General features: G+C 57.2%; 19 protein-coding genes. 17 read left to right on the forward strand and 2 right to left on the reverse strand.

All coding sequences use genetic code 11. The features are described from left to right. Nucleotides 1-7: 7 nt before the first annotated feature. Nucleotides 8-304: a hypothetical protein gene (locus HC757_RS14550; protein WP_169565104.1), complete on the reverse strand. Its 297-nt coding sequence runs from the start codon at nt 302-304 to the stop codon at nt 8-10. A 645-nt stretch (nt 305-949) separates the two neighbouring features. On the opposite strand from HC757_RS14550, the gene mraZ reads away from it, so the two are divergent. The 15 genes from mraZ (at nt 950) to lpxC (ending at nt 17910) form a co-directional block, all read left to right on the forward strand. Further along, nucleotides 950-1408 (forward strand): division/cell wall cluster transcriptional repressor MraZ, encoded by a 459-nt coding sequence (gene mraZ / locus HC757_RS14555; RefSeq protein WP_169565105.1) that lies wholly within the window; start codon nt 950-952, stop codon nt 1406-1408. A gap of 30 nt (nt 1409-1438) precedes the next feature. Then, on the forward strand, nt 1439-2380 hold the full coding sequence (rsmH, locus tag HC757_RS14560) for a 16S rRNA (cytosine(1402)-N(4))-methyltransferase RsmH (RefSeq protein WP_169565106.1): 942 nt from the start codon (nt 1439-1441) through the stop codon (nt 2378-2380). Between the two features lie 8 nt (nt 2381-2388). Then, complete coding sequence (gene ftsL / locus HC757_RS14565) at nt 2389-2703, forward strand: cell division protein FtsL (protein WP_169565107.1); 315 nt, start codon at nt 2389-2391, stop codon at nt 2701-2703. A 12-nt stretch (nt 2704-2715) separates the two neighbouring features. After that, the gene (locus HC757_RS14570) at nt 2716-4452 is read left to right on the forward strand and encodes a peptidoglycan D,D-transpeptidase FtsI family protein (protein WP_169565108.1); all 1737 of its coding nucleotides are present in this window, start codon (nt 2716-2718) and stop codon (nt 4450-4452) included. Next, complete coding sequence (gene murE / locus HC757_RS14575) at nt 4449-5927, forward strand: UDP-N-acetylmuramoyl-L-alanyl-D-glutamate--2,6-diaminopimelate ligase (RefSeq protein WP_169565109.1); 1479 nt, start codon at nt 4449-4451, stop codon at nt 5925-5927. The genes HC757_RS14570 and murE overlap by 4 nt, the downstream gene beginning before the upstream one ends. Then, a complete protein-coding gene (locus tag HC757_RS14580) occupies nt 5924-7306 on the forward strand; it encodes a UDP-N-acetylmuramoyl-tripeptide--D-alanyl-D-alanine ligase (protein WP_169565110.1) in 1383 nt (460 codons plus the stop codon). Before murE ends, HC757_RS14580 begins: the two co-directional genes overlap by 4 nt. Then, on the forward strand, nt 7307-8389 hold the full coding sequence (gene mraY / locus HC757_RS14585) for a phospho-N-acetylmuramoyl-pentapeptide-transferase (protein WP_169565111.1): 1083 nt from the start codon (nt 7307-7309) through the stop codon (nt 8387-8389). Nucleotides 8390-8394: 5 nt separating this feature from the next. Then, nucleotides 8395-9714, forward strand: a complete 1320-nt coding sequence (gene murD / locus HC757_RS14590) for a UDP-N-acetylmuramoyl-L-alanine--D-glutamate ligase (protein WP_169565112.1) — start codon at nt 8395-8397, stop codon at nt 9712-9714. Then, nucleotides 9704-10918 (forward strand): cell division protein FtsW, encoded by a 1215-nt coding sequence (ftsW, locus tag HC757_RS14595; RefSeq protein ID WP_169565113.1) that lies wholly within the window; start codon nt 9704-9706, stop codon nt 10916-10918. Before murD ends, ftsW begins: the two co-directional genes overlap by 11 nt. Further along, nucleotides 10918-12027, forward strand: coding sequence for an undecaprenyldiphospho-muramoylpentapeptide beta-N-acetylglucosaminyltransferase (gene murG / locus HC757_RS14600; RefSeq protein ID WP_169565114.1), 1110 nt, complete (start codon nt 10918-10920; stop codon nt 12025-12027). Before ftsW ends, murG begins: the two co-directional genes overlap by 1 nt. Continuing rightward, nucleotides 12024-13490, forward strand: coding sequence for a UDP-N-acetylmuramate--L-alanine ligase (murC, locus tag HC757_RS14605; RefSeq protein ID WP_169565115.1), 1467 nt, complete (start codon nt 12024-12026; stop codon nt 13488-13490). Before murG ends, murC begins: the two co-directional genes overlap by 4 nt. A 111-nt stretch (nt 13491-13601) precedes the next feature. Then, on the forward strand, nt 13602-14366 hold the full coding sequence (locus HC757_RS14610) for a cell division protein FtsQ/DivIB (protein WP_169565116.1): 765 nt from the start codon (nt 13602-13604) through the stop codon (nt 14364-14366). Between the two features lie 3 nt (nt 14367-14369). Further along, entirely contained in the window at nt 14370-15605 is a 1236-nt protein-coding gene (gene ftsA / locus HC757_RS14615) for a cell division protein FtsA (RefSeq protein ID WP_169565117.1), read from the forward strand. Nucleotides 15606-15637: 32 nt separating this feature from the next. Further along, complete coding sequence (ftsZ, locus tag HC757_RS14620; protein ID WP_169565118.1) at nt 15638-16813, forward strand: cell division protein FtsZ; 1176 nt, start codon at nt 15638-15640, stop codon at nt 16811-16813. Nucleotides 16814-16989: 176 nt separating this feature from the next. Continuing rightward, the gene (lpxC, locus tag HC757_RS14625; RefSeq protein ID WP_169565119.1) at nt 16990-17910 is read left to right on the forward strand and encodes a UDP-3-O-acyl-N-acetylglucosamine deacetylase; all 921 of its coding nucleotides are present in this window, start codon (nt 16990-16992) and stop codon (nt 17908-17910) included. 6 nt (nt 17911-17916) lie between these two features. Here the strand turns inward: lpxC and HC757_RS14630 are convergent, their stop codons facing one another. Then, nucleotides 17917-18369 (reverse strand): DUF721 domain-containing protein, encoded by a 453-nt coding sequence (locus tag HC757_RS14630; RefSeq protein WP_169565120.1) that lies wholly within the window; start codon nt 18367-18369, stop codon nt 17917-17919. 27 nt (nt 18370-18396) lie between these two features. Between HC757_RS14630 and HC757_RS14635 the strand changes: the two genes are divergently transcribed. Both HC757_RS14635 and secA read left to right on the forward strand, forming a co-directional pair. Next, nucleotides 18397-19296 carry a M23 family metallopeptidase gene (locus HC757_RS14635; protein WP_169565121.1) on the forward strand — a complete coding sequence of 300 codons (900 nt, stop codon included), beginning with the start codon at nt 18397-18399 and terminating at the stop codon, nt 19294-19296. 60 nt (nt 19297-19356) lie between these two features. Further along, nucleotides 19357-22080, forward strand: a complete 2724-nt coding sequence (gene secA, locus HC757_RS14640; protein WP_169565122.1) for a preprotein translocase subunit SecA — start codon at nt 19357-19359, stop codon at nt 22078-22080. The last annotated feature ends 448 nt before the right edge of the window (nt 22081-22528 follow it).

Genomic DNA, 22528 nt, shown 5'->3' on the forward strand with positions numbered 1-22528 from the left:
GCCGCCATCATACCTCGACATCTATGTGATCTGTCGGCGTTTGGCTGTTGGCATCGGTTTCCTGCCTGGAGGAGCGGCGGCGATCTGTTTCCGTATGGTGGCGCCTGTCGGCGTCCGGATCGCGGCGACGATCTATGCTTGTCTTGCGCCGTTCCAGCCTGGGCGGCAGCTGCGACTGCGGCGCCTCGTGACTGTCTGTGGCTATCTTGGTGGCGGCCGCCACCGGCTCGACGGTCCGCTTGGGTCTGAATACCGAGCGAACCGGTCTGGCTAACATGGCATACATGCTGTCTAAACTTATCATGAAGCATCCCTTATTCATTGATTTAGGCCGATGACAACTGCCTGCTGTGGGCAACTCATGGTTAATGTTTAGACTATATGCGGTTTTTTCGCCATCGGCCAGCACGCCGGCGGCACTTCTCCCGTCCCGCAGCCCTTGCGACTCCGGCGGCTGCAAATGCCGGTCAGCATGTTGCCCTTTGGTGGCGATTCGGTGACTTTTTCGTTATCGGGTTGCAACGACCGAGATCTTTTCTCCTGTTGGCATGGCCCGGCGATTCCTTATCCCTGCACTCATTGGCGTACGGCGTTTATTCTCCCCGGACTTTCGGGTATATTGAGCCGGTTTTTCGAGGGGAATTCCGGGTTGACCGGGCGATTGCGGGCATGATCCGCCACCTTAAGGCTTGTCGGCCCCACCCTGGTGGTCAATTTATGTCTATTGTTTCCACGTGTTTAGCTCCCGAACCCACTTTTTACCACCCCGGTTTGCAGCGGTTTTATCTTGTTTCAATATGCTGCTAACCCGCTTGCTGCCTGGCTTTATAAAAAGATCCCATTCCTTGACATTGCTTGCATTCTGTCCCTAAACTTAGCATTTGTGGGGAATAGTGGATATTTGTGGATATATTAAGAGTTACTTCAACAACAACAGGGATGCAATGAAGTGTTTTCGGGCACAAGCGCAATTAACTTAGATATTAAAGGGCGGATCGCCATTCCAATGCGATACCGTGAATCTTTGCAGCTTGAGCATGCCGGAAAAATCGTTGTCACCGTCGATATCGAATCTCACTGTTTGTTGATTTATCCCCTCCGTGAATGGGAAAGGGTCGAGACTAAACTGCTGCGTCTCGCCGACACCCAGCCCACAGAACGTGCATTAAAACGCTTACTGTTAGGTTACGCCCATGAGACTGAGCTGGATGCGAATGGACGGATACTGCTTACGCCAACCCTGCGCCAGTACGCCAGATTGGATAAACATCTGATGCTGGTGGGACAACTGAATAAGTTTGAGCTCTGGGATGAAACTGCGTGGCAACAGCAGATAGAAGACAGTCAGGAAATTATCCGCAGCGAACGGCTCGCAGTGAACGAGCGATTGGCGGATTTTTCACTCTAAGCCATGCGTTAACCAATTGAAGAAGAGAATATGAGTCAGGAATTTGCCCATTTATCCGTGTTGTTGCAAGAAACCGTTGCCGGCTTGAACCTCAAGCCCGACGGCATCTATATCGACGGCACCTTCGGCCGGGGGGGGCACTCCCGCTATCTCTTGAGTCAACTCGGTCCCAATGGCCGGCTCATCGCCATCGACAGAGATCCACAGGCCATAGCCGCGGCCGAACAATTTGCCGACGACAGCAGGTTTCAGATAGTCCACGGCGGTTTCGGCCAGATGGCCGACTATGTCGCAGAGCTGGGGCTGACGGGCAAGATAGATGGTGTCTTGTTGGATCTCGGGGTGTCGTCGCCTCAGTTGGACGATGCCGAGCGCGGTTTCAGCTTCCTGCGCGACGGCCCGCTCGACATGCGCATGGACAACAGCCAGGGTGAGACCGCGGCCCAGTGGCTGGCCAGGGCCGAAATAGAAGACATGGCCTGGGTCTTCAAGACCTATGGCGAGGAAAAAAATGCCCGCCACATAGCCCGTTGTATCGCCGCCGATCGCGACAAGACCCCTTTCCTGCGCACCAAGGACCTGGCGGAGCTCATCAACAGGATCACCAAGAATAAGGAGCGCAACAAGCATCCGGCGACCCGGGTGTTTCAGGCCATCAGAATTTATATTAACAGTGAACTGGAGCAGATAGACCAGGCGCTCGAGGGCGCACTCAAGGTGCTGGCGCCCCAGGGACGTCTGTCGGTGATCAGCTTCCATTCGCTGGAAGACAGAATGGTGAAGCGTTTCATCCGCCGTCATAGCCAGGGTGAGAGCGTGCCCCATGGACTGCCGCTCACCGAAGCGCAGATCAACAAGTCGCGTCACTTGCTGCCGGTGGGCAAGGCGATGAAACCGTCGGATGAAGAGATAGCGCGCAATCCCAGGGCCAGGAGCTCGGTGCTCAGGGTCGCCGAGCGTCTGGATTACTGAGCCTGCTCATGTCTAAGCCTCAGCTCAATCTGACCCGGATAATAGTGCTCGACCTCTGGCGCCACAAGTGGGTGCTGGTGGTCGCGACTCTGGTGGTGTTGAACGCCATCCTGGTGGTGTACACCAGCCATGTGAGCCGTAAGTTGACAACCCAGTGGGATCAGCTGCTGCAGGAGCGGGATAGATTGGACATAGAGTGGCGTAACTTGCTGTTGGAAGAGCAATCTCTGGCGGAACACAGTCGCATAACCCGAGTAGCAACCAAAGAACTGAATATGAGTCGACCCTTGCCCAGCGAAGAAGTGGTGGTCAGGCTCCCATGAGAACAGGAAGTCATGAGTAAACAGGCAAAGCGCAAACAGAAACCCGAGCTGATCCACTGGCGACTCTATGTCGTCGTGGGCTTGGTTTGCCTCTTGTTTGTCAGCCTGATAGGTCGCGCCGCCTACATACAGATCATAGAGCCGGAGAAACTGCGTCACGAGAGTGACATGCGCACCCTGAGAACCACGAGTCGTGAGGTGCAGCGGGGACTCATCACCGACAGAAACGGCGAGATGCTGGCCGTGTCTGTGCCCGTGCGCGCCGTGTGGGCGGATCCCAAGCAGGTGCATGACAAGAATGGTTTCGCCGACATGCGCCGCTGGCAGGCCCTGGCGGATGTGCTGCACGAGCCCGTCGATGCCATACTCGAGCGGGTCAAGAGCAACCCCAAGAAACGTTTCACCTACCTCAAACGCCAGGTGACCCCCGGCGTCGCCGATTACATAGGTCAGCTCAAGTTGCCCGGGGTCTTCCTCAAGTCTGAATCCAGGCGCTATTACCCGGCCGGCGAGATCGCCGCCCAGTTGATCGGCATCACCAACATAGACGATATCGGCATCGAAGGCATAGAGAATACCTACAATTCCTGGCTGACGGGGACCCCGTCCAAGCAGAAAGTGCGCAAGTCCCGTGATGGTCACGTGGTCGAGCGTCTGGACATAGTGCAGGAAGGCGAGAGCCCGAACGATCTGGTGCTCAGCATAGACCAACGCATTCAGCAGTTGGCCTATCGTGAGCTCAAACGCGCCACGGAAATGAACCGGGCCACCTCAGGCTCTGTGGTGGTGTTGGACGTGCATACGGGCGAGGTGCTGGCCATGGTCAACACCCCTTCCTACAACCCCAACGCCAGAGAGAAACTGAAGCCTTATCGCATGCGCAACCGCGCCATGACGGACACCTATGAGCCGGGTTCGGTGATCAAGCCCTTCGTGGTGGCGGCGGCGCTCGAAGCGGGCACGATCAAACAGGACGAGGTCATCAAGACCTACCCAGGCCTGATGCGCATAGGTGGAAAAATCGTCCGTGACAGCCGCTATTATGGCGATATGTCCTTGGCTGAGATCCTGGTGCACTCGAGCAACGTCGGCATGACCAAGATAGCCTTGTCCATGCCGGTACAGCAACTGCTGGGTTACCTCCAGTCGGTAGGCTTGGGCAATTATTCAGGCATCAACCTCGCAGGTGAGAGCGCCGGGCTTATCCATGATCGCCGCCGCTGGTCCGAGTTTGAACGTGCCACCCTGTCTTTCGGCTATGGCCTGACTGTGACGCCGCTGCAGTTGGCGCGCATGTATGCCGTTCTGGGCAGCAAGGGCGTGCTCTATCCTGTGTCTATTCTCAAGCTCAAACAAAAACCCCAGGGTGAGCAAGTGATCTCGCCGGCCGTGGCCCAGAGCGTGATGCATATGCTGGTTGGGGTCACTCAGAAAGGCGGCACCGCGACCCAGGCTCATATCGACGGCTATCCCACGGCCGGCAAGACGGGAACGGCGCGCAAGGCCGTCGCCGGCGGTTACGGCGATGACTATGTGGCCCAGTTTGCCGGGGTCGCGCCGGTGAACGATCCCAGGCTGGCGATAGTCGTAGTGATCAATGAGCCCAAGGGCGACAAGTATTATGGCGGCGATGTCGCCGCCCCCGTGTACGCCGCCGTGATGTCTGGGGCGTTGCAGATGTTAAACGTTGAGCCAATGACTGCGAAAGCGCAAGTGCAATTGGCCGGAATTCCGAGGAGTGCAGAATGATGTTATTGCGGGATCTGCTGGCGCCTTGGTTTCATTATCCAGGGCCCGAAAGCGTTAACATGCTGACATTGGATAGCCGTGCTGTGGCGCAGGGAGGCCTGTTTGTGGCCATTCCCGGCCACAAGGTCGACGGCCGTCAGTTTGTGGACCAAGCCCTGGCAAGGGGCGCCCTGGCCTTGGTGCATACGGATGATCCGGATGCACATGGCCGGGTGAACCGTACCGCCGGCGCAAGCGGGCGGGGCATAGAGATAGCTTTTTTTCAGTTGAGCAGGCAGTTATCTGCCCTGGCGGCGCAGTTTTATCCCCTGCACCGCAGCTGCAAGCTGGTAGGCATTACAGGTACCAATGGCAAGACCTCGGTCAGCCAATTGCTCGCCCAGCTGGTGAGCCTTGCCGGTGACCGCGCCGCTGTGATGGGCACCCTGGGCAATGGCCTCTGGGGCGAGCTGGTCGACAGCGGCAATACCACGGCCGATGCCATCACCCTGATGCAGCAACTGGCCCAATTCGAGACCAGGGGCGCCAAGGTCTGTGCCATGGAGGTCTCCAGCCATGGCCTGGTGCAGGGACGGGTGGCGGCCGTGCCTTTCGATACCGCAGTGTTCACTAATCTGAGCCGGGATCATCTTGATTATCATGGTGATATGGATGCCTATGCCCTGGCCAAGAAACGCCTGTTCGGTTTCACCAGCCTGCAGCATGGGCTGATCAACCTCGACGACGCCGTCGGCCTCGACTGGTTCAGCGCCCTGAACGATAGCAAGATCTTGGGCTTCAGCACGGCGGGGCAGCCACAGGCGAGCTTCTTCACCAAGGATGCCAACTTCCATGAACATGGCGTCGAGGCGACGCTGGTGTGGCCCGAGGGTGAGGCCAGGCTGGCATCGCCCCTGCTCGGCGCCTTCAACCTGTCCAACCTGGTCGCCGCCGTCGCCGCCCTGTATCTGCAGGGCTATGACATGCATCAGCTGTTGAGCCTGGTGCCGGAATTAACCCCGGTTCCCGGCAGGATGGAACGTTTCACCACTGCGGCCGGGGTGACTCTGGTGGTGGATTATGCCCATACCCCGGACGCCATAGCGCAAGCCTTGCAGGCGCTTAGGGGCCATTGTCCGGGAGAGCTCTGGTGTCTGTTCGGTTGTGGCGGTGAGCGCGACAAGGGCAAGCGGCCATTGATGGCCAAGGCCGCCGAGGCCTTCGCCGACAGGTTGATGATCACCAGCGACAATGCCCGCAGCGAAGCGCCGCAAGCCATAATCGCCGACATATTCGCCGGCTTGAGCCGGCCCGATGCCGCCCTGAGCGACATAGACAGAGTCGGCGCCATCAAGCGGGTGCTGGCTCTCGCCAAGGCCGGCGATCTGCTGCTCTTGGCCGGCAAGGGCCATGAAACCTATCAGGAAATCGGCGGTGTGCGTCTGGCCTATGACGAGCGCGCCCTGGCGCGGCAGTTGGCGGAGGGTTCCCTATGATCCCCATGATGCTCTCACGCCTCTGCCAACAGCTGGATGCCAGGCTCGTTGGCAAGGATTGGGCCGCCAACGAGCGGCAAATCCGCAGTCTCAGCAGCGACAGCCGTAATCTGGGCCCGGAGTGTCTGTTCGTGGCCCTCAAGGGCGAGCGCTTCGACGGTCATGATTTCGCGGCCACCGCCATGGCCAATGGCGCCAGCGCCTTGCTGGTGGAGCGGGAATTGCCTCTGGCATTACCGCAAATCCTGGTGCCCGATTGCCAGCGCGCCATGGGGGCCATAGGCGCCTATGTGCGTGACAGTGTCGCCCCCAGATGTGTGGCCCTGACCGGCTCCAACGGCAAGACCAGCGTCAAGGAGATGATCGCCACCATACTGTCGCAGCATGCCCGGGTGCTCTACACCGCGGGCAATTTCAACAACGAGATAGGCGTGCCGCTCACCCTGCTCAGGCTGACCCCGGGCGATGAATTCGGGGTGTTCGAGCTGGGGGCGAATCATAAGGGGGAGATAGATTACACCTCTTCCCTGGTCAAACCCGAGGTGGCATTGGTCAACAACATAGGGGATGCCCATCTGGAAGGGTTCGGCTCCAAGGCGGGAGTCGCCGAGGCCAAGGCGGAGATCTTCAATCACCTGCAACCCATGGGGACGGCGGTCATCAATGCCGATGACGAGTTTGCCGCCCTGATGCGTACCCAGGCCAAGGCTTACCGTCAGCTGGATTTTGGCATGGCCACACCCGCCGCCGTGATGGCGACGGCGCTGAGTGCCGATGCCGAGGGCCGCTACAGTTTTACCCTCGAGTATGACGGCCAGTCGGTTGCCGTCAGCCTGCCGCTGGCGGGCCGGCATCAGGTCGGCAATGCCCTGGCGGCCACCTGTGTCTGCCTGGCACTGGGCTTGAGCCTGGCGCAGATAGTCACAGGGTTGGCGCTGCTGCAGCCGGTCAAGGGCCGCATGTTACCGCACCGGCTCGGCCGGGTGCTGTTGGTGGACGACAGCTACAACGCCAATCCGAGTTCCGTAGGCGTTGCCATAGATTGGCTCAGGGAAATGAGTGGCCATCGCTGCCTGGTGCTGGGCGATTTAGCCGAATTGGGCGACAATGCGCCACTTTTGCACTCAGAGCTGGGGCTGCTGGCGAAACGCCGGGGCATTGAAGCCCTCTTCTGTGTCGGCCGGCTCAGCCGCGACACCAGCCTGGCATTCGGCGCCGAGCATAATCACAGCATGGATGAGCTGCTTGGCAAATTAATCAAACACATAAATCAGTTACCTGGTCAGGTAACAGTATTGGTCAAAGGATCCCGCAGCGCCGCCATGGAGCGCGTTGTCGAGGCCTTAACAGTCGCTTTCGAGCGCGGGGAGTTAGTGTAGATGCTGGTTTATCTGGCCGAGTATTTAACCCAGTTTTATTCCGGGTTCAACGTATTTTCTTATGTGACCTTCAGGGCCATTCTCGGCCTGTTGACGGCCATGGTGTTCAGCCTATGGTGGGGGCCCAAGTTGATCGAACGTCTGCAGATACTGCAGATAGGTCAGGTGGTGCGCAACGATGGTCCCGAATCACACCTGAGCAAACGTGGCACCCCCACCATGGGTGGTTTGTTGATCCTGGCGGGCATCTTCATCAGCGTCTTGCTGTGGGGCGATCTCGGCAATCGTTACGTGTGGGTAATGTTGTTCGTGCTGGCCAGCTTCGGCCTGATAGGTTTCATCGACGACTATCGCAAGGTGGTGCGCAAGGATACCAAGGGGCTGATCGCCCGCTGGAAGTATATCCTCCAGTCCCTGGCCGCGCTGGCGATCGCCTTCTACCTGTATGCCACTACTGTGCATCCGGGGGAAACCCAGCTGGTGGTGCCTTTCTTCAAGGAAGTGATGCCGCAACTGGGTATCGCCTTCGTTGTGCTGGCCTACTTCACCATAGTGGGCGCCAGCAATGCGGTGAACCTGACCGATGGCCTGGATGGTTTGGCTATCATGCCGACCGTGATGGTGGCCGCCGCCTTCGCCCTGATAGCCTATCTCTCGGGTCATGTGCAGTTCGCCAGTTACCTGCATATCCCCTATCTGCCGGGTTCCGGCGAGCTGGTGATCGTCTGCACCGCCATAGTGGGTGCTGGGCTGGGATTCCTCTGGTTTAACACTTACCCGGCGCAGGTCTTCATGGGAGATGTCGGCTCCCTGTCGCTGGGCGCGGCATTGGGCACCATAGCCGTGTTGATCCGTCAGGAAATCCTGCTGGTCATCATGGGCGGGGTGTTCGTGATGGAAACTGTATCCGTGATCCTTCAGGTGGGCTCCTATAAGCTGCGCGGCCAGCGTATCTTCCGCATGGCGCCCATCCACCATCACTACGAGCTCAAGGGTTGGCCGGAGCCGCGGGTGATAGTGCGTTTCTGGATCATCTCCCTGTTCCTGGTATTGCTTGGCTTAGCCACGCTGAAATTAAGGTAAAGGTCATGGCGGACAGATATTCACACATAGTGTTGGGTTTGGGGGCGACCGGGCTCTCGGTCGTGCGCTATTTGTGTGGCCAGGGGATCACGCCCTTGGTGATGGATAGCCGCCGCCAGCCGCCAGGTGCCGACGCCTTGGCGGCTGAATATCCCGAGGTGCCGCTGAACGCCGGCGGCTTCGATTGTCGTTATCTGGTGCAAGCCAGTCAGATCATCATAAGTCCGGGGATCGCCGTCGATACCCCGGAAGTCCAGGCCGCCATCGACATGGGCATAGAAGTCATAGGGGACGTCGAGCTGTTTGCCAGAGCCCTGGCCGAGCGCGAGCCCTGTGTGCTGGCGATCACCGGCTCCAACGGCAAGTCGACCGTGACCACCCTGGTCGCGGAAATGGCCAGGGCCGGCGGCAAGAAGGTGGCTGTCGGCGGCAACATTGGCGTGCCCGCGCTGGACTTGCTGCGCGAGCCGGCCGACCTGTATGTGCTCGAACTCTCCAGCTTCCAGCTCGAGACGACCCATAGCCTCCGCTGCCTGGCCGCCACTTGTCTCAACATAAGTGAAGATCATATGGACAGATACACGGATATCGAGTCCTACCGCCAGGCCAAGCTCGGCTTGTATCCCCAGAGCCGGGTGGCGATCTTCAATCGCGACGATGCCATGACCCTGCCCAAGGATCCCATGAATCAGTTGAGCTTCGGCCTGGGCGTACCCGAAAACGATGACTGGGGCATAGCCGGCGGCAAGCTGGTGCATGGCAGCAGCGAGATCCTCAGTTTGAGTGAAGTGGCGCTCATCGGCAGCCATAACCATGCCAACCTGCTTGCGGCCATGGCCCTGGTGGAGCAGGCGGGTGTCGACCGCAGCGCCATGGTCCAGGTTGCGCGCCGCTTTAGCGGCCTGGCCCATCGTTGTGAGCTGGTGGCTGTGAAGGCCGGGGTCTCTTATGTCAACGATTCCAAGGCCACCAATGTCGGTGCCACGGTCGCCGCCTTGCAGGGGCTGAGCGATTACCTGGGGGATGTCATACTGATCGCCGGCGGGGATGGCAAGGGCGCCGACTTCGGACCGCTGGCGCCGGCGCTCGCCAACGTCAGTCGGCTTATTACCCTGGGACGGGATGGCGGGCAGATCGCCGCCTTACAGCCGGGGAGCATAGAGGTCGCCACCATGGCCGAGGCCGTTGCCAAGGCCGCCGAGCTGGCGAGCTCGGGAGACATAGTGCTCTTGTCTCCCGCCTGCGCCAGTCTGGACATGTACGCGAATTTCATGGCCCGTGGCGATGACTTCAGGCACTTGGTGGAGGCATTGAATGACGACTGATGCGCGCCAACTCAGCCTGTTTGCCGGGCGCCTCAATTGGGCCTGGCCCAACTTGTTGCGGGATAACGAAGCGCCGGGGGCGCAGCTGTACGACAGAGCCTTGCTGATGGCGATTCTGGCGCTGATCAGCTTCGGCTTCGTCATGGTGATGTCGGCGTCCATGCCCGAGGCGCAGACGCTGACGGGGAATCCATTCCATTTCATGGGACGGCATATCCTCTATCTGGTTGGCTGCGTCTTCATAGCCACCCTGGTGCTTAAGATAGAGATCCACAGGTGGCAGCAGCTCAGCCCGGTGATCTTGTTGGTGGTGGGGCTGATGTTGGTGGCCGTGCTGCTCGTCGGCACCAGTGTCAACGGCGCCACCCGCTGGCTCGCCATAGGACCCGTACGCATTCAGGTCGCCGAGGTGGCCAAGTTTGCCTTCGTGGTATACATGGCCGGTTATCTGGTCAGGCGCCATCAGGAGCTGAGGGAAAATTCCAAGGGTTTCTACAAGCCGATCGCCGTCTTCGCCGTGTACGCCATCCTGATCTTGATGCAGCCGGATCTCGGCACTGTGGTGGTGTTATTCGTCGGTACCGTCGGCCTGTTGTTTCTGGCGGGGGCCCGTCTGCTGGACTTCTTCGCCCTGATCCTCGCCGGAGTGATGGCCTTCGTCGCCCTGGTATTGCTCGAGCCTTATCGCATGCGCCGGGTGACTTCCTTCCTCGACCCTTGGCAAGATCCCTTCGGCAGCGGCTACCAATTGACTCAGTCGCTGATGGCCTATGGCCGCGGCGACTGGCTGGGGCAGGGGCTGGGCAACAGCATCCAGAAGCTGGAATATCTGCCCGAGGCCCATACCGACTTCATCTTCGCCATCATAGGTGAAGAGTTGGGCTTCATCGGCATCATAGCTGTGTTGTCCGTGTTGCTGTTCGTGGCGCTGCGGGCGATCCGCCTGGGCAACCTCTGCCTCAAGACGGAGAATGCCTTCGAAGGCTATCTGGCCTACGGCATAGGCATCTGGATCTGTTTCCAGACAGTGGTCAATGTCGGCGCCAGCATAGGCATGTTGCCGACCAAGGGGCTGACCTTGCCCTTCATCAGCTATGGCGGCAGCAGCCTGTGGGTGATGACGGCGGCGGCCATGTTGTTGCTGCGAATCGATTTCGAACGGCGTCTGAGTAAGGTGCAGGCCATTCAGGGGAGAGTAAACTAATGGCTGATATCCTTAGCGAAGACAAACGTATTCTGGTGATGGCCGGCGGCACGGGCGGACATGTGTTTCCCGCACTGGCGGTCGCCAAGCACTTGGCCAAACGTGGCTGGAAGGTGCGTTGGTTAGGCACGGCCGATCGCATGGAGGCCAGATTGGTGCCTCAACATGGCTTCGATATCGACTTCATAGATATCAAGGGAGTGCGTGGCAATGGCCTGGTGCGTAAGCTGGCTGCGCCCTTCAAGGTGTTGCGCTCTATCGCCCAGGCGAGGAAGGTCATAAAGGAATTTAACCCGGATGTGGTACTTGGCATGGGCGGTTTCGCCAGCGGTCCAGGCGGGGTCGCCGCGCGGCTCTGCGGCATTCCTCTGGTGCTGCATGAGCAAAATGCCATCCCTGGGATGACAAACAAGCTGCTGTCACGCATAGCAACCCGGGTGCTGTGCGCCTTCGAGAATACCTTCGCAGCCTTGAATGTGAAGGCCGAGGTGGTGGGCAACCCCATCAGGCGGGAGCTTATCAACTTGGGCAATCAACCCAGGGTGAGCGGTGACGATGCCCTCAGAGTGTTGGTCGTAGGTGGCAGCCTGGGGGCCAAGGTCTTCAACGATCTCATGCCGGCGGTCGTGGCCGCCATGAGCCAGCAGCATTCCATCACCGTCTGGCATCAGGTCGGGCGTGACAATTTGCAGCGGGTCAAGGCCGAATACCAGCAGTTGGGTCAGGATGGTGGCGTCAATGTGGCCGAATTTATCGACGATATGGAAGCGGCGTACCGCTGGGCCGATGTGGTCTTATGCCGTGCCGGCGCCCTGACGGTCTCTGAGCTGGCAGCGGTTGGCTTGCCCGGGGTATTGGTGCCTTACCCCCATGCCGTCGACGATCACCAGACCCGCAACGCCAAGGTCTTGGTCGATGCCGGCGCCGCCTTCTTGTTGCCGCAGGCCATATTGGATGTAGAGCAATTGGTGGGCAAGTTACACTTGCTCGCCAGTGACAGAAATGAATTAGCCCGTATGGGCCAAAGAGCGCGAGATGTTGCCGTACTCGATGCGACCGAACGTGTCGCCGCCGTGTGCAGGGATCTTGCCGGAAAAAAACACCAATGACAAAAACAGAAAAATACGCCCAGTTGCGCAGCATGATCCCCGAGATGCGTCGCATCAAGAGGATCCACTTCGTCGGTATCGGCGGCGCCGGCATGGGCGGCATCGCCGAAGTGTTGCTCAACGAGGGCTATCAGATCAGTGGCTCGGACATAGCCCAGAATGCGGTGACCGAGAGATTGGCGGCCCTGGGGGCGCAGATAGTCATAGGGCATCAGGCCCGGAGCGTGCAACAGGTGGATGTGGTGGTGGTGTCGACCGCTATCAACCAGGAAAACCCGGAGATCATCGCCGCCAGGGAGCTGCGGATCCCCATAGTCCGCCGGGCGGAAATGCTGGCGGAGTTGATGCGTTACCGTCATGGGGTGGCGATTGCCGGTACCCATGGCAAGACCACTACCACCAGTCTGATCGCCAGCGTCTATGGCCAGGCGCAGCGGGATCCCACCTTCGTGATAGGTGGCCTGCTCAACAGCGCCGGCACCAATGCCAGGTTGGGCACCAGCCGCTATCTGATCGCCGAGGCCGATGAGAGCGATGCCAGCTTCCTGCATCTGCAGCCCATGGTCAGTGTGGTGACCAACATAGAAGCCGACCATATGGATACCTACGGCGGTGACTTCGAGAAGCTGAAGTCTACCTTCGTGGATTTCCTGCATAACCTGCCGTTCTATGGGGTGGCCGTGGTCTGTATCGACGATGAGGTGGTGCGCGAACTCATGCCGCGCATAGGTCGCCAATTGGTGACCTACGGCTTCAGCGAGGATGCCGATGTCAGGGCGCTGGATTTCAGCCAGCAGGGTCATCAATCCCGCTTCACCGTCAGGCGCAAGGGAAAGGAAGATCTGAGCTTGGTGCTGAACCTGCCGGGGCAGCACAATGTGCTCAATGCCTTGGCGGCGATTGCCGTGGCGACCGAAGATGAGATAGATGATGCCGCCATGGTGCAGGCATTGGCCGAATTCCAGGGGATAGGCCGCCGCTTCCAGCATCTGGGCGAGTTTGCCACCCCAAATGGCGCCGTGATGTTGGTCGACGACTATGGCCATCACCCGAGTGAAGTGGCCGCGACCATCAAGGCGGCCCGTGCCGGTTGGCCGGATAAGCGCCTGGTGATGGCCTACCAGCCCCACAGGTACAGTCGCACCCGGGATCTGTACGAGGACTTCGTCGATGTCCTGTCCCAGGTCGATTGTCTCTTGCTGCTGGATGTCTATGCCGCCGGTGAGGCGCCGATCCCTGGGGCCGACGGCCGGGCCCTGTGCCGCTCTATTCGTTTGCGCGGCCAGGTGGATCCTATCTTCGTTGCCAGCCCGGAGCAGCTGGCGGGGGTCTTGCCGGATGTGCTGCAGGATGGGGATCTGCTCATGACTCAGGGTGCCGGAAATATAGGTGCCTTGGCGCGTCAATTGGCGACCTCGGAGTTGGGTTTTGCAATTAAGGTAAATGATAAAGAAACCGATTGATTTTTAATCTGTTAGCTTTTGGTGAAAACATATTTTGACCCTGGAGCTTAGGTCTATATAATGGCCGGTTTTCTGTGGTTTTTGCCGGTGCTGAGTAAGGGTGGGTGAGCTGTGTCTTGGAGCGATAAGCGGCGACATTGGCAACAGAAGTTATTGCAGCTGGATTGGTATCTGTGGCTGGGGCTGGTGTTTCTATTTGCCGTGCTGCTTGGCCTGATCGCCGCTGGGCGCCAGTTGCACTCTGTGCTGAACGATGCAGATAAGCTGCCCATAGAAGCCGTCGCCATCAAGGGCGAGCGCCTCTATACCAGCGATCGGGAGATCCAGCAGGCATTACAGAGCCTGATGCAACGCAGCTTTTTCAGCGCCGATGTGACTCAGGTGCAACAGACACTGGAAGCCTTGCCCTGGGTGTACAGCGCATCGGTCAGGCGCGAATGGCCGGCGAAATTGAAAGTCTACCTGCAGGAGCAACAGCCGATAGCACACTGGAACGGTGATGCCTGGCTCAATGTCCAGGGCGAGGTGTTCCAAGCAGCGGCGCCGCCAGGGTTGGAGAAGTTGCCCTTGCTGGCCGGGCCGGATGACATGGGCAGCGAAGTATTGACGACCTATCAGCTGCTCGAGTCGCTGCTGAAGATCAACGGCTTCGAACTGGCGAGTTTGAGCCTGAGCCCGCGCCATGCCTGGCACGCCATGCTGGACAACGGCATACTGCTGGATCTGGGGCGTGAGGACAATATGGCGCGAGTTCAAAGATTTATTGATGTTTACCCTATCCTGGCGAAACAGAGTAAGGCGATCGCCACGGTGGATTTGCGTTACGACACAGGATTAGCCGTAGGCTGGGATGATGCACAACAAGAGAGCCGTTAAGTAATGACCAAGAACCAAGATAGAAATCTGATTGTTGGGTTGGACATAGGGACATCTAAGGTCGCAGTGATCATAGGCGAAGTCATGCCCGACGGTGAGATCAGCATAGTCGGCTTGGGAAATCACCCTTCCAGAGGCATGGATAAGGGCGGCGTCAACGATCTTGATTCGATAGTGCGCAGCGTGCAGCGGGCACTGGATCAGGCCGAGCTGATGGCCGATTGCCAGGTGTCGTCGGTTTATCTGAGCATTTCGGGCAAACACATAGCCTGCCAGAACGAGAATGGCATGGTGTCGATCAACGACGAAGAAGTGACCCAGGAAGACGTCGACAATGTGATCCATACGGCGAGATCCGTGAAGATCCCGACCGAGCGGCGGATACTGCATGTGTTGCCACAGGAGTATGCCATAGATGTGCAGGACGGCATCAAGAGCCCAATCGGCATGTCGGGCATGCGGATGGAGGCCAAGGTGCACATAGTCACCTGTGCCAACGATATGGCCAAGAATATCACCAAGAGCGTCGAGCGCTGTGGCCTCAAGGTGGATGATCTGGTGTTTTCCGGTATTGCCTCGGCCGACTCTGTGCTGACCAATGACGAGAAAGATCTCGGCGTCTGTATCGTGGACATAGGTGGCGGCACCACAGACATAGCCGTCTATACCAATGGTGCCCTGCGTCACTGTGCCGTGGTGCCGGTGGCCGGCAACCAGGTGACCAACGACATAGCCAAAATTTTCCGCACTCCCTTGTCACATGCGGAACAGATCAAGGTGCAGTTCGCCAGCGCCCGCAGCGCCATGGTGAGCCGTGAAGACAGCATAGAAGTGCCCTCGGTCGGCGGTCGTCCTTCGCGGAGCATGTCGCGTCATACCCTGGCAGAAGTGGTCGAGCCAAGGTATCAGGAGCTGTTTGAGTTGGTGTTGAAAGAATTGCAGGACAGCGGTCTGGAAGATCAGATCGCCGCCGGCATAGTGCTGACGGGCGGTACAGCCTCGATAGAGGGGGCCGTCGACATAGCCGAAGCGACCTTCGGCATGCCGGTACGGGTAGCGTCGCCGCTGCCGATCAAAGGTTTATACGAATATGTGGATCAGTCTATCTACTCGACCGGAGTGGGACTGTTGCACTATGGCGCAAGACGGGTCATCGAACGTCAGTTCGAGCGGCCTGAGCGTCAAGGGGTTACCAGTTTCTTGAATCGGGTCAAGAGCTGGTTTAAGGGTGAGTTTTAATTTCATAACGCAGGCATAACGGAGATCAGACAATGTTTGAGATCATGGATACACATTCAGACGACGCGGTGATCAAGGTCATCGGTGTCGGTGGTGGCGGTGGTAACGCCGTCGAACACATGGTGAAACACAACATAGAAGGTGTTGAGTTTGTGGTCACCAACACAGACGCCCAGGCGCTGCGCAAGTCGGCAGCGGGCTCAACCATTCAATTGGGACGCGATGTCACCAAGGGCTTAGGCGCCGGCGCCAATCCTGAAGTGGGTCGTGCTGCCGCCGAAGAAGATAAAGAGAACATCCGCGCCGCCATCAAGGGCTCGGACATGATCTTCATCGCCGCCGGCATGGGCGGGGGGACGGGGACGGGGGCCGCGCCTGTGGTCGCTCAGATCGCCCGTGAAGAAGGCATTCTTACCGTGGCAGTGGTGACCAAACCGTTCCCGTTTGAAGGCAAGAAGCGTATGGCCTATGCCGAGCAAGGCATAGCCGAGCTGGCGAAACATGTGGATTCATTGATCACCATCCCCAACGAGAAGTTGCTCAAGGTCCTGGGCCGTGGCACTTCCCTGCTGGATGCGTTCGCCGCCGCCAACAACGTCTTGTTGGGTGCAGTGCAAGGCATAGCCGAGCTGATCACCCGTCCAGGTCTCATCAACGTCGACTTCGCCGACGTCAAGACAGTGATGTCCGAAATGGGTAATGCCATGATGGGCACGGGCGTCGCCCGCGGGGAAGACAGGGCCGAAGAAGCGGCCGAAGCGGCCGTCGCCAGCCCTCTGCTGGAAGACATAGATCTGGCCGGTGCCCGTGGTGTCCTGGTTAACATCACCGCCGGCATGGACATGAGCATCGAAGAGTTCGAGACTGTCGGTAATCATGTTAAGGCCTATGCATCAGACAACGCGACCGTGGTCGTGGGTGCCGTGATAGATCCGGAAATGAGCGACGAGCTGCGTGTGACTGTGGTCGCAACGGGTATAGGTGCCGAGAAGCGTCCGGATATCCAACTCGTATCCAAGCCGGCGCCGCGTCCTGAGCCAGTGGCCATAGAGCCCAAGGTTGAGCAGTATGCCGAAGAACCGAGTCTGACTCAGGCTGCGCCTAAGGGTAATGTGGTGCCGGCAGCCCAGTCGATACCGACACCGGCCGCCAAGCATGAGCTGGATTATCTGGATATTCCGGCGTTTTTGCGTAAGCAGGCGGATTAATAGGGCGGCATAGACATGATAGTTGCCACCGCACTCTCGGGTTGATGGCCTGAAAGTGGTGGAATTTTTGTGAAATGCCAAACTTATGCTAATATCTTCGCCCAGTCACGCCCTCGGTGGGCAGTTGCTGTGCGCAGACGTTAGGCTTTTTTGTTGAGATGAATACGGGTAACTGAATGATTTTTCAAAGAACTGTTCAAAAAATGGTGAAGACCACTGGTGTCGGATTGCATTCCGGCAACAAGGTGACTCTGTGCATCAAACCCGCACCTGTCAATACGGGTATCGTACTGGTACGAACCGATATGAGCCCTGCTGTCGCCATCGCGGCTAAGCCTGAGCAAGTACGGGAAACCACCATGTGTACGGCGCTGGTAAATGACCAGGGTGTTCGCATCTCGACCATTGAGCACTTGTTCGCCGCCTTGGCCGGCTTGGGCATAGATAACGCCGTTATCGAAGTGGATGCGCCTGAAATTCCCATCATGGATGGCAGTGCCAGTCCATTCGTATTCCTGTTGCAGACTGCCGGTATTCAAGAGCAGGCGGCTGCCAAGAAATACCTCAGGATCAAGCGCACGGTTCGCGTCGAAGACGGTGATAAATGGGCCGAGCTCAAACCCTTCAAGGGCTTTCGCGTTAATTTCGCGATCGATTTCAATCACCCTGAAATCGCCCGCAGCCAGCAACATATGGTGATGGATTTTTCCACCTCCGCTTTCGTTAAAGACATCAGTCGTGCCAGGACTTTCGGTTTCATGCGTGATATTGAATATCTGCGTGCCAATAACCTGGCCCTGGGTGGCAGCATGGAAAACGCCGTGGTGCTTGATGAATATCGTGTCCTCAACCCCGATGGTCTGCGTTATGAGGATGAGTTCGTTAAGCACAAGATCCTGGATGCGTTCGGTGATCTCTATGTTGCGGGTCACGCCATAGTCGGCGAGTTCTGTGCCTACAAGACGGGTCATGCCCTCAACAATCAGTTGGTGCGTGCCCTGTTGGCCCAGCAAGATGCCTGGGAGCTGGTGAGTTTCGAGAAAGAGGCCGACGTTCCCGTCAGCTTCATGGTGCCGGGCGGCGCCGTGCTGGCCTAGTCCAGATTAAGATTGCCTATTACGGCTGGCTAATGCAGCCAGCCGTTTTAGTTTTTCACCCAGGGAACCTTCAACATGTTCCGCCAATGCCTCCAGATGTTCTGCGGCCACCGCACTCAGTTGATGCTGGGGAACTTTGGGCTTGGGGGTGTACAAGGCTAATCCCGGGTTGACTTTCACTTCAATTGCGGTAAGCATTGGGAGCGTTTCGGTTTGCAGTTGCGTGAGTAACTTCGTCTTTTGGAAGTTAATTCTGGCAGCCCAGGCCGCAGTGGTAGTTTCAATAACAAGAACACCCTGGCGGAGATTGGCCACTTTGAGCTGCTCCGCGACAGGACCTGCCGTCATCTGTTTCACATGTTGATCCAGGTACAATAGCAGTTCCGCTTTCTCAGCAAGATCGGGTAATTTCCCCGATTGGTGTAACAGCTGGCTGAGATCCTGAGGGGGCTTTTTCATATGATAATAAGATGGCTGAATTAGGCTATGAGTGTAACAGTTTTTATTCAAGGTCGGAATGGCGTCAGCCGCTGGCAACCAGGTAAACGTTGGTTACTGCTGCCCATTCTGTTACTCGCTGCCGGTACCGGTATTTATCAACAGAATACTGAGCGCTTCGAGAGTCAGCAGGCCAGTGTCGATAAAGATCGTCTCGTCCGTGAACAGCAAAAACAACAAGTCTTAGATCTCAAGAATGCCACCGAGTCGCAATTGGCCATGTTGGTGACCCATGTCGCCCGGATGCAGGCCAAGATTGTCCGTCTCGAGGCGCTGGGACAGCAAGTAGCGCAAAATTATCAGCTCGAAGAACAGTTCGATTTCTCGACCGAGGTCGGTATCGGCGGGCCGAGTGATGTTGGCGCCAGCATAGAGTTGGGGCAACTTTTTGATGATATGAATGCCCTGGTTTCACGAATCGATAACAATAATGTTCAATTATCACTACTTGAAACTGTGGCATCTAATCTCCATATAGATGAAGAACGTTATATTTCGGGGCAGCCGATCAACAAAGGTTGGCTATCTTCCCCCTTCGGTTTGCGCAACGATCCCTTCAATGGCCGTAGAACCATGCATAAAGGCATAGATTTCGCGGGTAAAGAAGGCACGGAGGTCGTCGCGACGGCCGCCGGTGTCGTTACCTGGGCTGGCAAGATGTTTGGTTATGGTGAGTTGGTGGAAATCGATCATGGAAATGGTCTGCGTACTCGCTATGGACACAATAAGGCCTTGTCTGTGACAGTCGGCGATGTGGTTGCCAAGGGTGAAACCATCGCCAGTATGGGGAGTACGGGACGCTCGACCGGTCCACATGTACATTACGAAGTGTTGCGGGGTGGACAACAGATAGATCCACAGAAGTTTGTCTACCGCAAAGCAAGTTAATTAAAACTTTGGCTTCTTGATTCCATCATGGACTCGGCCTACAGATAATAAGTGATTCAGATGTTTGGTAAATTACTGACAAAAGTATTTGGTAGTCGCAACGACCGTACCCTTAAAGGCCTTTCTAAAATAGTCGCCGAGATAAATGCGCTAGAGGCGGATTACGAAAAGCTCAGCGACAGTGAACTGAAGGCCAAGACCGCCGAATTCCGTGAGCGTCTGGAACAGGGGGTCTCCCTGGACAGCATCATGGCCGAAGCCTTTGCCACAGTACGCGAAGCCTCTAAGCGTGTGTTTGAGATGCGTCATTTCGACGTGCAGCTGCTCGGTGGCATGGTGCTCGACAGTAACCGCATCGCCGAGATGCGCACCGGTGAGGGTAAGACCCTGACCGCGACCCTGCCGGCCTACCTCAATGGCCTGACGGGTAAAGGCGTACACGTGATCACTGTGAACGACTATCTGGCGCGCCGTGATGCCGAATTTAACCGTCCCCTATTCGAATTCCTCGGTCTGACCGTCGGCATCAATGTCGCCGGCCTAGGTCAGCAAGAGAAGAAAGACGCCTACAACGCCGACATCACCTATGGTACCAACAACGAGTTCGGCTTCGATTATCTGCGCGATAACATGGCCTTTTCCCCCCAGGAGCGGGTGCAAAGGCCATTGCACTATGCCCTGATAGATGAAGTCGACTCCATCCTGATCGATGAAGCCCGTACCCCTCTGATTATTTCGGGCGCGGCCGAAGACAGTTCCGAACTCTATATTCGCGTCAACAAGCTCATTCCACACCTCATTCGCCAGGATAAGGAAGATACGGAAGAGTATGTGGGTGAAGGCGATTACACCATAGACGAGAAAGCCAAGCAGGTGCACATGACCGAGCGCGGTCAGGAGAAGGTCGAAAATCTGCTGACCGAGGCGGGTTTGTTGGCCGAAGGCGATTCACTCTATTCCGCCGCGAACATTTCGCTGTTGCACCATATCATGGCGGCCTTGCGTGCCCATACCCTCTTCGAGAAAGACGTCGACTACATAGTCCAGGACAACGAAGTCATCATAGTCGATGAGCATACGGGTCGTACCATGCCGGGCCGTCGTTGGTCTGAAGGTCTGCATCAGGCGGTCGAAGCCAAGGAAGCGGTGCACATTCAGAATGAGAACCAGACCCTGGCCTCTATCACCTTCCAGAACTATTTCCGTCAATATGAAAAGCTGGCGGGCATGACGGGCACGGCCGATACCGAAGCCTTCGAGTTCCAGCACATCTATGGTTTGGACACTGTCGTAGTGCCGACCAACCGCCCCATGATCCGCAAGGATATGGCGGATTTGGTCTATCTCACCGCCAGAGAGAAATACGCCGCCATCATAGAAGACATCAAAGATTGCCGTAAACGTGGTCAGCCTGTATTGGTCGGTACCATTTCCATCGAGCAATCCGAGTTGCTCGCCGGCCTGATGCGTAAAGAAAAGATCCCGCACGAAGTGCTCAACGCCAAGTTCCATGAGAGAGAAGCCGATATTGTCGCCCAAGCGGGTCGCTTAGGCGCAGTCACTATCGCCACCAACATGGCGGGCCGGGGGACGGATATCGTGCTCGGCGGCAACTGGAACATGGAAATAGATGCACTCGAGAATCCTACCGCAGAGCAGAAGGCCAAGATCAAGGCCGATTGGCTGGCGCGTCACGAAGCCGTGCTCGCCGCCGGTGGTTTGCATATTCTCGGTACCGAGCGTCACGAGTCGCGTCGTATCGATAACCAGTTGCGTGGTCGTTCCGGTCGTCAAGGGGATGCGGGTTCATCGCGTTTCTACCTGTCGATGGAAGACAGTCTGATGCGCATCTTCGCTTCCGAGCGTGTGTCCGGCATGATGAAAAAACTCGGCATGGAAGAAGGTGAGGCGATAGAGCATCCTTGGGTGTCTCGTGCCATCGAAAATGCCCAGCGCAAGGTTGAGGCCCGCAACTTCGATATCCGTAAGCAATTGCTCGAGTTCGATGATGTCGCCAACGATCAACGTCAAGTGGTTTACGCCCAGCGCAACGAGTTGATGGATGCCGACAGCATAGAAGAGACGATTCAGAATATTCAGGAAGACGTTATCCTGGGTGTGGTCGAACAGTATATTCCGCCTCAGTCGGTCGAAGAGCTGTGGGATATCGCCGGCCTGGAACAGAGGTTGGCCCAGGAATTTGCCATCAAGCTGCCCATTCAGGAGTGGTTGGATAAAGAAGACGATCTCCATGAAGAGACGCTGCGCGAACGTATCGTGAGTTTTTGGGTCAACGCCTACAAGGCGAAAGAGCAGATGGTTGGCCCTCAGGTGTTGCGTCAGTTTGAAAAAGCCGTCATGTTGCAAACCTTGGATGGTCTATGGAAAGAGCATCTGGCGGCCATGGATCACCTGCGCCAAGGGATCCACTTGCGCGGTTATGCCCAGAAAAATCCTAAGCAGGAATATAAGCGGGAATCGTTCGAACTTTTCCAACAGATGCTCGATACCCTGAAACACGATGTCATCAGCATCTTGTCTAAGGTACAGGTTCAGGCGCAATCCGATGTGGAAGAGATGGAAGAGCGTCGACGTCAGGAAGATGCCAAGATCCAGCGTGACTATCAGCATGCGGCGGCCGAGGCGTTAACGGGTGCAGCAGAGGGTGACGCCGTCGAGGCTCATACGCCAGTTGTGCGCGAGGGTGACAAGGTGGGACGTAACGATCCTTGCCCTTGTGGTTCGGGTAAAAAGTATAAGCAGTGCCACGGTAAGCTGAGTTAAACCGGTAACCAGGCTATTGCTCATGAAAAGCGACTCTTTGAGTCGCTTTTTTTATGGCAGGGGCTTTTGCCTGACATGGGACTCATCCGGTTGGGAGCGCAGACCAGGGATGTGTGATGGATTACCCCCCCTGAGCGCCGGAATTGTGGATAAGTCTGAGGATAACGGGTGGGTGGTATGTGCCTAATTCGGGTATAACAAAAAACCTCGATTTTCCTCAAAAAAGCCCTTGCGCGCCGGCAAAATCTCCCTATAATGCGCAACCACTGACACGGCAGACAGCGAAACGCGAGGCGTTAAGCGAATGGCGGTGATAGTTCGTCGACTGATGTATATCAAGTAGATGGGCGGAAAAGAAGTTGAAAAAACTCCTTGACGCCAACCGGGAAATGCGTAAAATGCACGACCCTGAGCTGATGAAGCATCAGCCCCGACCCATTGCCACGCA

Source organism: Shewanella salipaludis (assembly GCF_012911865.1).
In the GTDB taxonomy this organism is placed as follows: domain Bacteria; phylum Pseudomonadota; class Gammaproteobacteria; order Enterobacterales; family Shewanellaceae; genus Shewanella; species Shewanella salipaludis.

Bases quoted from the DNA above. Each gene is read 5' to 3' on its own strand.
- HC757_RS14550 (WP_169565104.1), bottom strand. From the start codon at position 304: ATGATAAGTTTAGACAGCATGTATGCCATGTTAGCCAGACCGGTTCGC.
- rsmH (WP_169565106.1), top strand. From the start codon at position 1,439: ATGAGTCAGGAATTTGCCCATTTATCCGTGTTGTTGCAAGAAACCGTT.
- ftsL (WP_169565107.1), top strand. From the start codon at position 2,389: ATGTCTAAGCCTCAGCTCAATCTGACCCGGATAATAGTGCTCGACCTC.
- HC757_RS14570 (WP_169565108.1), top strand. From the start codon at position 2,716: ATGAGTAAACAGGCAAAGCGCAAACAGAAACCCGAGCTGATCCACTGG.
- murE (WP_169565109.1), top strand. From the start codon at position 4,449: ATGATGTTATTGCGGGATCTGCTGGCGCCTTGGTTTCATTATCCAGGG.
- HC757_RS14580 (WP_169565110.1), top strand. From the start codon at position 5,924: ATGATCCCCATGATGCTCTCACGCCTCTGCCAACAGCTGGATGCCAGG.
- mraY (WP_169565111.1), top strand. From the start codon at position 7,307: ATGCTGGTTTATCTGGCCGAGTATTTAACCCAGTTTTATTCCGGGTTC.
- murD (WP_169565112.1), top strand. From the start codon at position 8,395: ATGGCGGACAGATATTCACACATAGTGTTGGGTTTGGGGGCGACCGGG.
- ftsW (WP_169565113.1), top strand. From the start codon at position 9,704: ATGACGACTGATGCGCGCCAACTCAGCCTGTTTGCCGGGCGCCTCAAT.
- murG (WP_169565114.1), top strand. From the start codon at position 10,918: ATGGCTGATATCCTTAGCGAAGACAAACGTATTCTGGTGATGGCCGGC.
- murC (WP_169565115.1), top strand. From the start codon at position 12,024: ATGACAAAAACAGAAAAATACGCCCAGTTGCGCAGCATGATCCCCGAG.
- ftsA (WP_169565117.1), top strand. From the start codon at position 14,370: ATGACCAAGAACCAAGATAGAAATCTGATTGTTGGGTTGGACATAGGG.
- ftsZ (WP_169565118.1), top strand. From the start codon at position 15,638: ATGTTTGAGATCATGGATACACATTCAGACGACGCGGTGATCAAGGTC.
- lpxC (WP_169565119.1), top strand. From the start codon at position 16,990: ATGATTTTTCAAAGAACTGTTCAAAAAATGGTGAAGACCACTGGTGTC.
- HC757_RS14630 (WP_169565120.1), bottom strand. From the start codon at position 18,369: ATGAAAAAGCCCCCTCAGGATCTCAGCCAGCTGTTACACCAATCGGGG.
- HC757_RS14635 (WP_169565121.1), top strand. From the start codon at position 18,397: ATGAGTGTAACAGTTTTTATTCAAGGTCGGAATGGCGTCAGCCGCTGG.
- secA (WP_169565122.1), top strand. From the start codon at position 19,357: ATGTTTGGTAAATTACTGACAAAAGTATTTGGTAGTCGCAACGACCGT.